At 57.3% G+C, this 10,380-nt stretch carries 11 protein-coding genes; 2 read left to right on the forward strand and 9 right to left on the reverse strand.

Features of this window, described 5'->3' with window-relative positions:
- Positions 1-27: 27 nt before the first annotated feature.
- Positions 28-435 carry a TraR/DksA C4-type zinc finger protein gene (locus R2940_18415; GenBank protein MEZ4601769.1) on the reverse strand — a complete coding sequence of 136 codons (408 nt, stop codon included), beginning with the start codon at positions 433-435 and terminating at the stop codon, positions 28-30.
- Between the two features lie 522 nt (positions 436-957).
- Between R2940_18415 and R2940_18420 the strand changes: the two genes are divergently transcribed.
- Positions 958-1,458, forward strand: coding sequence for a hypothetical protein (locus tag R2940_18420; protein ID MEZ4601770.1), 501 nt, complete (start codon positions 958-960; stop codon positions 1,456-1,458).
- Between the two features lie 54 nt (positions 1,459-1,512).
- Here the strand turns inward: R2940_18420 and R2940_18425 are convergent, their stop codons facing one another.
- The 7 genes from R2940_18425 to R2940_18455 all read right to left on the reverse strand — a co-directional run bounded on the left by R2940_18425 (position 1,513) and on the right by R2940_18455 (position 7,030).
- A complete protein-coding gene (locus R2940_18425) occupies positions 1,513-2,376 on the reverse strand; it encodes a hypothetical protein (GenBank protein MEZ4601771.1) in 864 nt (287 codons plus the stop codon).
- A gap of 116 nt (positions 2,377-2,492) precedes the next feature.
- Positions 2,493-3,410: a UV DNA damage repair endonuclease UvsE gene (gene uvsE, locus R2940_18430; GenBank protein MEZ4601772.1), complete on the reverse strand. Its 918-nt coding sequence runs from the start codon at positions 3,408-3,410 to the stop codon at positions 2,493-2,495.
- A gap of 82 nt (positions 3,411-3,492) precedes the next feature.
- Positions 3,493-4,122 carry a 30S ribosomal protein S4 gene (gene rpsD / locus R2940_18435; GenBank protein ID MEZ4601773.1) on the reverse strand — a complete coding sequence of 210 codons (630 nt, stop codon included), beginning with the start codon at positions 4,120-4,122 and terminating at the stop codon, positions 3,493-3,495.
- Between the two features lie 123 nt (positions 4,123-4,245).
- Positions 4,246-5,031 carry a Sir2 family NAD-dependent protein deacetylase gene (locus R2940_18440; protein ID MEZ4601774.1) on the reverse strand — a complete coding sequence of 262 codons (786 nt, stop codon included), beginning with the start codon at positions 5,029-5,031 and terminating at the stop codon, positions 4,246-4,248.
- Between the two features lie 26 nt (positions 5,032-5,057).
- Positions 5,058-5,963, reverse strand: a complete 906-nt coding sequence (locus R2940_18445; GenBank protein ID MEZ4601775.1) for a SprT-like domain-containing protein — start codon at positions 5,961-5,963, stop codon at positions 5,058-5,060.
- A gap of 55 nt (positions 5,964-6,018) precedes the next feature.
- Positions 6,019-6,462, reverse strand: a complete 444-nt coding sequence (locus tag R2940_18450; GenBank protein MEZ4601776.1) for a pyridoxamine 5'-phosphate oxidase family protein — start codon at positions 6,460-6,462, stop codon at positions 6,019-6,021.
- Positions 6,463-6,829: 367 nt separating this feature from the next.
- Positions 6,830-7,030 (reverse strand): hypothetical protein, encoded by a 201-nt coding sequence (locus R2940_18455; GenBank protein ID MEZ4601777.1) that lies wholly within the window; start codon positions 7,028-7,030, stop codon positions 6,830-6,832.
- A 154-nt stretch (positions 7,031-7,184) separates the two neighbouring features.
- Between R2940_18455 and R2940_18460 the strand changes: the two genes are divergently transcribed.
- Positions 7,185-7,820 (forward strand): hypothetical protein, encoded by a 636-nt coding sequence (locus tag R2940_18460; protein MEZ4601778.1) that lies wholly within the window; start codon positions 7,185-7,187, stop codon positions 7,818-7,820.
- A gap of 26 nt (positions 7,821-7,846) precedes the next feature.
- Here the strand turns inward: R2940_18460 and R2940_18465 are convergent, their stop codons facing one another.
- A complete protein-coding gene (locus R2940_18465; GenBank protein MEZ4601779.1) occupies positions 7,847-10,213 on the reverse strand; it encodes a DUF3656 domain-containing protein in 2,367 nt (788 codons plus the stop codon).
- Positions 10,214-10,380 lie beyond the last annotated feature (167 nt).

The raw sequence follows: 10,380 nt of genomic DNA on the forward strand, positions 1-10,380 counted from the left end.
CAACGCCGGCGGTTTGGGTTTTTCGGCCTATCTGCCCGGCAGCCTGCTGGAGGCCTGCCGGTCCATGCGCTCTTTTTCTTCCGCGTAATCGATGCTGTAGCGAGCCCAGGGACGAACTTTGAGCCGGGGATATCCAATCGGCTCCTCCGTGCCTTCGCAGAGGCCGTAATCGCCCGTATTGAATTTTTCCAGGGCCCGGTTCACCTCCCGTAGAAGCTTGTATTCCTTTTCGAGAACACGCAGCTGTACGGTTTGCATCTGATTTGTCGAAGCCTGATCGATCTCTTCCATGTTGTCGTCCGGATTCGATTCGAAATCCCTGACCCTCATGAGGTCAATGGATTTGATCACCTCCTGGCGTTTGGTCAGCAGCAACTGCCGGAGTTCGTCCAGCTGCTCTTCGGTCAACTCTTTGGGTTCATTGCTATATGCCATGGCAAACGTGGCCCCCCTGTTTCAATTTTGGGATGTGGTTGCTGTTTCCGGAAATATTAGGATCTCTCCGCCGGATGTCAAGACGGTTTTCCACATCAGCCTCTTCTGGTACAGCATGCAGGGCTCTTATCGCCATGAACCAGCGGACCCGGATGTTTTTTTGTTAGAAAACTGTTAGAATTCTAACCGGGAACAATTTGATGTCCCTATAGTGGACCGGATAATACCCATTGTTAATAAAAAGGACAATCAATGGAATTCATCCATAATTGCCGGTTAGTGACAATCAACATCGGTTTATACAAAAGGTGGAGAGTGGCAACCGGAATTGTGGTTGTGTTTTTTCTGGCAAGCCTGAGCGGTATTTTGTATTCGCCTCTGGAGGAGTGGTCGGCGAAATTCGCTAACAGAAACTACAATGGGGAGGGATTGATCGAAATACTGGAAGCGTTCTTTTGGCTTTCGGCCTCGCTGGCCTACCTTTTCCTGCTGATCAGAAACGTCAGGCAAAGAAGATGGACGATGACTTCAACCTGGTTTCTGTTTTTCACCTGTTTCTGTTTTCTGGCATTTGGCGAAGAGGTCAGCTGGGGACAGCATATTTTCCATTTTCAACCGACTGAAACTGTTATTTCCTTTAATAAGCAGAACGAATTCAACATCCACAATCTGAACCTGTCGAAAATATTTGACCTGGAAAAAGAATACAACCTGACCTATTTCCTGAATCCTCTTTTCTATGCCCTTTGCGGAATCCTCTGGCTGGTCGTTCCGCTGCTGAAAAAAGCCGGCTGGCTGCAACGAAACCGTTTGTTTGCAGCACTGCCGGCTCCTTCCTACCCTACCGTCCTTTTCTTGGGCGCCAATATCGCCGCTTATATCATCGTGGACAAACTGTTTTTCGATATCGGTGAGATCTTCGAGCTGGCCCTGGCTTTAACCGGCCTCATGGTTCCACTGGATATAATGTTCGACGACAGTATTCAACCCGCAGCTTTTTCCTTTTGTAAAAAGGCGGCCTGATTCTCTGCAGCGGCTTCGAGCCATCCGTTTCGGGATGGCTCGCAATGCGGCAGCTTAAACCGTGACCACGCCTTTGACTCTGCCGACCATACCCCCCGCTGCAGCGGCGATAGCACCGAGCAGAAGAGCAAAGAAGGACCAGATGGCAGCCTGCGCAAGGGCATCTGTAATCTGCTCGGCCCTTTGGGTCACCTGTTCGCCGAACTGCTGCACCTGCTGCCGCGCCTGCTGATAGGTGTTCACCCACCGATCGACTGTCGACTCGGCTTCCTGTTCGCTCATATCGGTGTACTGCGTCAAAATGCCGGTGATTTTTTGTTTATCCTGAGGTGTGATCTCAGGCTGCTGGAAAACTTGGCGGATGGTGTTGGTCAGTTCGGCGACCGCATCCTCGCCGCCTCTTTGCCTGATCTGTTCCATGATCTGCTGACCCTCCTGCATGATCGCCTGCATCGGGTCCTGTCCGGTCATCATTTCCGCCATCCCCGGCGCCACCGCCGACATGAACTGCCCGGCCATTCTCAGGGTATTCTGCATCAGGTTGAAGGTTCCGCCGACAACGGCTCCCAACAGGTTGGCGAGAAAGACCATGCTGATGATAAAGGTAAGCGACCATGTGACCAGACCGTGCAGGGCGCCATCCCATTTCCTCTGCATCCCGGCGAACCGGCTGGTCACCCACCCGCCGATAAACAGGGAGATGATCCAGCTTAAGATCCACCAGATGGTCGTACCGATGCCGAGACCGCCAAAAGGATTCTGTTCGGTAGCGGGATTCACCGCAAACAATCCGATCGCCATCCCCAGCAGAACCAGCATCATCATGGTCACCAGGGTTATGGAAGTACCGGCAAAAATGGCCCGCCAGGAAACGTTCGATATGGAATCGGTTCGCGGCAATGCTTGTCCGTTGGTCATAAGAACCTCCTGTCGAATCGGGTGTTTTCAGATACGGGGCATAATTAAACTCTTCAAACATGCTAGCACCTCGATAATCGGAATCAAGGGGCGGCATGGAAAATATGACCCGCTCTTCACCGGTTCCAGGTGGTAAGATCCAGATCTTGCAACAGTCTGCTGACTGCCAGTTCCTTGGCCTTGGCTTCGATGTCGACAGTGGCCGTCAGCGATCGCCAGGGCTCCGGAAAATCGGCAGGATCGATGTAATCGGCATGAACCCGCGGATCGGAGGAACCCCAGCCGTGCCGGGGTGAGGAAAGGTGAAAATATGGCTCACGCCCGGTTCCGTGCCAGGTCTGGACAGTCCGTTCGGTGGCTTCGGCAACGCTCAGACCATCACCGTTGCACCGGTGGTGATGGACGTCGAAAATAAGCGGCACCCGCAGTTCGCGGCAAATGGGCAGGAGATCGCTTACGGTAAACAGGCGGTCGTCATTTTCCAGGGTCAGTCGCTGCTGCAGGGCCGGGGGCAGTCGGGGGAAAACCTTCACGATTCTGCTCAGCGCAGCTCGCTTGTCGCCATAGGCGCCCCCGCCGTGAATGTTGATGACATCCGCACCGACCAGTTCTGCGACCCGGGTCTGGTACTCGAGTTCGGCGATGGACGCCTGCAGCACCTCCGGTTTGGGAGCTGAAAGCAGAACGAACTGATCAGGGTGAAAACTGAGCCTCAGATTCCGGCTCCTGGCAAATTCGCCGGCTTTGACGAGCAGACCGGTAATCTGTTTTCCGTCGGGCAGGTCCTCGAGCCGGTAACCGACCAGGGGATGAGTGAACAGCGGAAAAAGTTGAGAAAGAATACGAAAAGCGCCGAAGCCGAGACGATGGGTCTCGACCAGGGCGGCCAGCAGGGAGCCTGCGTTGTGCAGACACAGTTCGTTTAATCTGGCAAGCTGACTGGAGCGCTCCAGATTCAAAAGGGATTTAGCGGTCGTGCGGCGAAAGCGGATGGGAGCTTCATTGAAAATGCAGCATAAACCGAAGCGCAGCATCGGACCCTCCCCTCTCCGAGCCTTCTCGGGCTGTTTCTTCAGCCGTTGAAGGCCGGGTTGGCACTCGCTGCCGAAGCGGGGATCACTTGGAATACAGCTCCACCACCAGATGTTCTTCAAAGGCGGGGCTGGTCATTTCCTGCCGCTGCGGCAGAGCCTTGACCTCGCCGCGGAAATTGGTTCGATCGAGCTCCACCCAGGAAGCCAGCCCGCGGCGCGGCGCGGCTTCCAGGTTTTCGTTGATTCTGGGAATCTTACGGCTTCTCTCCCTGAGCTCGATGACGTCTCCGGGCCGTACCAGGCTGGAGGGGATCGACTCCTTGCGGCCATTGACCAGAAAATGACCGTGATTGACCAGCTGGCGGGCTTCGGCGCGGGTCGTGGCAAAACCAAGTCGATAAACGATACTATCAAGGCGCCGCTCGAGCAAGACCAGCAGATTTTCACCGGTCACACCCTTCATTCGTTCGGCCTTGCGGAAGAGATTCCGAAACTGCTTTTCCCGAAGTCCGTAGGTTTGCCTCATCTGCTGCTTTTCCCGAAGCTGCTTGCCATACTCGGACACCTTGCCCCGGCGCGCTCCGTGCTGCCCTGGCGGATAATCCCGGCGGCGAATGCCGCATTTATCGGAAAGGGACCTGTCACCCTTGAGATAGAGGCACTGGCCGGCTCTTCGGCACAATCGACAGGTCGGTCCCGTATATCGTCCCATGGATGTTCTCCTTTCTATAGGTGACCATATTACTCCTGTTTCAGGTCAAAAGAAAAGGAAAGTCGACAGCACACGGACGAACACGGACTGTCACGGACCTGCATGGACAGAAGTTTTTCCCTGTCAGTCCGTGTGCCTTTGCCCGTGGAGATGCCCGGCCACTTCCCGGAAATAATCATCCAGATCGCCGTCCACAAAATAGCGGTGGGGCGCCGGGGGCAGCATGACCGGGCCTTTGTTGACGATGATGGTGGTGGCGCGCGTACCCTGGGGAAGGTAGGCGGCGGGGGCGACCTGGAGGGAGGATCCGAGAACGAGCAGAAGATCGCAATGATAGACCAGACGCTCAGCCTCACCCAACCATTCGAGGGTTTCCCCGAAAAACACGATTTCCGGCTTGATCACCCCAAGACAGGAAGGGCAGAAGGGAACCGGAGGCATGGGACTGCTGCTCATGACCTTTTCCCACCAGTCGTAGGTGAGATCGGCGAAGCGCTTGCTGCAGGAGGTGCAGTCGGCGGCCCGGGGCGAGCCGTGCAGTTCGACCACCGCCCGGCTGCCGGCCAGCTGGTGCAGCATGTCGATGTTTTGGGTGATCACCGCCTCCAGCAGGCCTTTCTGCTCCAGGTCTGCGAGAAAGCGGTGGGTGAAGGTCGGTTCGATATTTTTCACCATGCCGACAAAATCCCGGCAGAATTCGTAGAAATACCGGGGGTCCTGCCGGAACCAGTCGATCTCGAAAACCTTTTCAGGATCATAGAGACGGGTGACATAAAGTCCCTGCGGACCGCGAAAGTCAGGAATTCCGGCTGCAGTCGAAAGCCCCGCCCCGGTCAGAACGACCACGGACCTGGCCTTTTGAATCATTGCGGCGCAGCGAGCCGGTTCAATGGATTGGAATGATGACATCGGCCGTATCTCAGGGTCGAAAGAGTTTAAGCGCCTTGTTTGACTCCCGAAGAAGCCTTCAACTCCCGCCAGCGCTCGGCGGTATAGGTCTGGTAGTTGATTTCCCCCCGGCATTTGCGGCAAACCACATTCCTTCTGCGACGCTCGGCCGTGAGGGTCCAGCAGCCGTTGCGACACTGAACAATGTAACGCGGCGGGCAGAAACGCCGGTCGTGGCAGCGCTCGCCTGAACCGCCTATCTCAAGGGCCTTGGCCTGCCAGACGGCATCGTGATTGTGTCGGTGCCCGACCAGGGCGTGGGCGATTTCATGCAGCAGCGTATCGAGAATTTCCTCATCCGATGCCTGTCGGGCGAACTGCAGAGACAGGGTTATCCGCTTTTGCCGATACTGGCAGCTGCCTGCACGCCGGACGGCATGGTCGAAATCGAAACGCCAGGCGGCAAGACCATGCTCGGCCAGCAATTTTTCGGCGAGGCGGCCAACGCGCTGCAGGCCTTCCGGCGAGCGAACGGTGGATGCTGTGAGTTCGCCTTCTATCAAGGCCAAAAGGCCGTAGGGAACGGCGTACTCGTCGTCATTGTCGCAGATAACGTGAGCCCTTTTGGCATTCAGGCGGACGATGCATCCTTCAAGCAACTGGCGCCGGCAGGAGAACCGGACCCTTTCCCCGACATGGAGATTGCCGGGCGAGAGAACCTGCCGCGGCAGGCTTTTCGGCGGGGAGGACTCTTTTTCGCCAATGGCGGGCACTGCAGGGGCATGCAGCGGCAGCAGGCAATCCTTCAGTATTCGGTAGCTTTGCCGGTCGGTGCCGAGGATCAGGGCGTGCACCGATTCGAGACGGGCTACCGTTCCTGTCAGTTCACGACCCTGGTACTCAAACCGGACCTGAGCGCCGACCAGGGTGGAAGATCGTCTCTGGCAGGGCATGGCAACTCCTGGTTGGGGTCATCGACCCATGACACATTAGGTGTGATGGCCTGATTTAGGCATCGAATCCAAGCTCCCCCACCACGACCAGCTGGCGCACCAGAGCGTATCTCCGCACCTTGATCCGAACCAAGGCACAGTTGGACGATTCTACAAACTCTCCAAGCCCGGGGTGCCGATCAAGATAGGAAGTTATCAGTTTCTGCCGCTCGAGCCCGGTGACGTCTCTGGCATTGCCGAAAGCGGACACGGCGAAAATCTGATCCAGATCGGTATTACTGTTGCGGCTGTCGACGAGCAGGCTGACCCGGGGATCGTTCTGGAGGTTGTTGAATTTCCGACTGCCCTTTTTCGTTGCAAAAAAAAGCTGTTTCAGATCCTCGCTGAAGGCGAAACCCACCAGGGACGTATAAGGTTGTCCCTCCTGACTGGTCGCCAGCACGCCAAGCCTTTGGGAGGACAACAGATAACAGATTGTTTCCTGCAACTCGTTTTCCATGAGACGATTTCCCTGCCAGGTCTGTTGATAGGAAGAATAAAGCGATGCCCGGGTCCGACAGGTCCATAGCATACCAGAGGATGGAGGTCGGCAGGAAACGTTAATTCGGTAAACAGAAAAAGAAACGGGATTCCGATCCCGCCGGAATCCCGTTTCACGAGGCTGCTGCGACTTTCAAGGCCGTTTTTCCGCAGTCGGAAACATCCTTTTTGGTCTGGAGCGATGAAAGGAGAGGTCGCCGCTCTTCATCGATTCTTCCTCACAAATGGGGCAAAGCCGGGGTGGATAGTCGCGATTGTAGAAGTATCGGCCACAAATCGTACAGATCTCGTTCATGATAGCCTCCTTGAGGGCTTTGTCAGACGACTCATTCGGTCTCGGGCTCGTAGAGCATTTCGAAAATTTCCGGCCGGCAGGGGAACTTGTAACCTTTCGTATCGGTGCAAAGATATTCACCGGGGTAGACCACGAAAATATTCTGATACAAGGTATCTGCCGGGTGGATTACCGTCCTTTGGGAAACCCGGAATGCTTCAATGATGTTGGGTCTGGTGCGAAATCTGGCCATATTTCTCCCTCTGTTGGACGGGGAGAGTAAACAGTCCGTCTGTTTTGTTCCTGTAAGGGAATTGAAATTTTTTGGTTAAGGGAAGAGATGTTAGAATAGTCCTACCGCCCGTGGCCATAACGGCCATTGGACTTGGCTCGGGAAAGGGGAAAAGATGAAGCCGATTCGGATAACTCTTGAAAAACTTCTTTTGGGCCCGGCCATAATGCTGCTGGTGGCCGCCTGCACCGGCGCCGCCCCCCCGGAACCCATCTTTTTCGATATTGCAGCGTGGGATTCGGGCATCCGCACCATTGCGCTGACGGAAGTAAGCTATGCACCCCGCTATCAACCACCGACGGATTACGACCTCGAAAGGGACCTGCGCATCTTTCTGCGCAGGGAGTTGGAAAGAAAAGGTTACCAGGTCGTGGTGGTCGGGGATGAATGGAACAGACCGAACACCGATAAGCAGTCAGCAGAACAGTTGGTGGCCAATGTTCCTACCGAAGCCGATGCGGCGGTGGCCCTCCACGTGGACTTCCTGTTCCTGCCCTCCACCCTGGGGGAAACCAATCCGCCCCCGTCAGCGGAAATCGCCGCCGAAGCCCGTCTGATCACCAGGGAGCCTGTTCGGGAAATCTGGCGGGATTGGGCTGATGCCACGGCGGGCGGAGCAGGCGGATGGCCCGTGGCCTCCCGGCTCTTTCTGTATCAGCAGGCGGTGCAGGAACTGGCGGACAGACTCTTCGATACCCTGCCGGATGCCGGGAAAGCAGTCGCGGGGGATCGGGTGAGGAGTGAGGAGTGAGGAGTAAAGTCAACTGATACCTGACTCTACTCCATCCCTCTCTCATAGTTGAAGGGAGAGGTGCCAGGAATATTCTGACCTCTCTTCAAGGCCTCGATAACTTTTTTACCTTGAGGGGAAAAGGGGCCTATGTGGCTCAGCTCGATGAAGAAACTGCCGCAGCCCATGGACTGAAGTTCATTCAGCCGATCGAGAAGGGAAAAGTCGGTCTCCGGCTGCAGCACGCTCAGCCCGTTGCGCTGATCCAGCCGATACCCTTCCCCCCGGTCGGACTCGATCCGGCTTCCCGGTCGCAGCTCACGAATGCGGATGCGGGAGGTGAGAAGGGGTACGGTTCCATAAACGATGATGGAGGCCTTGCATCCCCTGTTCCGCGACAGCAGGGCGCGCAGGTTCTCCCGATCGTCCTCAATGTAAAGAACCGTCTCCTCCGCACCAAGCTCTTTCCAGGCCAAAACCGCCTGACTGTTGAGGGAAAACAGCCGATAACCCGCGATCAGCCGCAATCCCGCCAACCCCTGCAGAAGGCGGAAATGGCCGAGGTTGTTGAGGCGGAAGGCGGTGTATCCCTTTTCCACCAGATTTTCCACCGCCTCCCGATATGCCGGCCAGTCCCGGTCGAACAGGATGAATGGCAAATCCCAGACAACTTGCTCCTCCCGATCAGCCGACCGCCGATGTCCCTGCGCCGGACCGGGCAGCAGGGGAATCACTACACGGTCGACAAGGGGATCGTTGAGGATATGCGCGTCCCGAACCTGCCCCACAACCAAGGAAATAGTGCGCCCCTCTACCAGGCGGGGCGGGGTTTCCGCCAGCAGATCGGCGAGTGCCTGCCGCACATGTTGATGACGCTTCTCCCGGCGATAGCCTGCCGCCAGCTTGCTCAGTTCCCGGTAGAATTCCCGCCTCACCTCCTTCAGCCGGCTGGGGGGAATGACCACGGGCGGCAAGGAGTTCGCCTGGATTTCATCCAGGCGGAAAGGTTCGTCGCCGGTTTTTTCAAATACGCCGCGCAGGGTCTCGAGAGTCAACGGGCTGGTGGACGCGGGATGAGCCGGCACGGCATAGCTGCGCTGCAGCCGGCAGGATCCGCTCTCTCCACTTAAAGACAGGGTTTCCCCCGCCAGTTCGATTTTCAGCCTGACCGGCCAGGGCGAAGAGGCCGCCTGATCCAGTTTGCGGCGACAGGCCGCCTCGCTCAGCGTAAAGGCGTGTTCGGAAGAAACCTTGAACACCGTGTCGCCGACCTGGAAGACCCCCCTGAAGGGGCTGGGAACCGTTACTACAGAGCCGGCCTGGGCCAGTTTCACTGTACGGCCGCCCAGCTCCAGTTCCCGCACGGTAAATGCGGTGCCGGCCCGGTCGCTTTTCGGCTGAACCCGCAGCCGGTCGCCGGCATGGAGACGGTCCCGGGTCTTGAAGGTGATGCGGCCGCCCTGAACCGCCTGCACCTCGCCAAGAAAGCGGCCGGTCGCTCCCTTGAGCGAGGGGATGGCAATGTCAGTGGGGTTTGGCCCGGCCAGAAACCCTTTGGTCGGCAGCCGGCCGAAGGACTCCTTGAGCAGCTCCTTGGCCTCCCGGACCACAGCCCGCCTCTCCTCGGGCCCCGCATCCAGAGCCCTGCGGTAGGCGGATACCACATTCACCACGTATTCGGCGCTTTTCATGCGCCCCTCGATCTTGAAACTGCCGATACCGGCTTCGGCCAGTTCCGGCAGCAGATCGATGGCCGACAGATCGTTAGGGGAAAAGTAGTAGCCGTCCTTGCGGAAAGAGCGGTAGCTTCGGCGGCAGGGCTGAGCGCAGCGGCCTCGATTGCCGCTCTTGCCACCCAGCCAGGAGGAAAAATAGCACTGCCCGGAAAAGGAGAAGCAGAGGGCGCCGTGAATGAAATGCTCCAGATCCAGGGAGGTCTTTTGACGGATGGCGGCAATTTCTTCCAGAGTCAGCTCCCGGGCGAGCACCACCCTGGAAAACCCCATCTCCTCGAGCATTTGAACGCCTGCGGCGTTGTGAACGGTCATCTGGGTCGAGGCGTGCAGCTTCAGCCCGGGAAAGTGCCGCCGGGCCAGCCGCCAGACCGCCAGATCCTGCAGAATCACCCCGTCGACCGCCAGCGCCTCCAGGTCGGCCAGGATTTCCGCCAGACGGGGCAGTTCAGCCTCCTTGATGAGGGTATTGACCGTGACATAGATCCGGCGCCCCAGCCGATGGGCATAACCGAGCATTTTTTCCAGTTCGGAAAGACTGATATTGCGCGCCTTGGCCCGCGCGGAAAAATCCTGCAGGCCGCAGTAGACGGCATCAGCCCCCCCCTCCATGGCGGCAAAAAAAGCCTCCGGGCTGCCGGCCGGGGCAAGAAGTTCGGGTATATCGCGTCGGTGGTTCATGGTTCGGGTTCCAAAGACCAGGTCACAGGGCACAGGTTTCAGGTTTCAGGTTTCAGGTGCCTTGCCTTTGCCGTCCACTCCCCTGTGACGCAGCCGGAGCGGAGGGGGCGGCGGGCGAAAAAGGCGGAAAAACTGTCTGAGGGAGCGCAGCGAGCGAGTTTTTTTCC

Source organism: Syntrophotaleaceae bacterium (genome assembly GCA_041390365.1).
GTDB lineage: Bacteria > Desulfobacterota > Desulfuromonadia > Desulfuromonadales > Syntrophotaleaceae > JAWKQB01.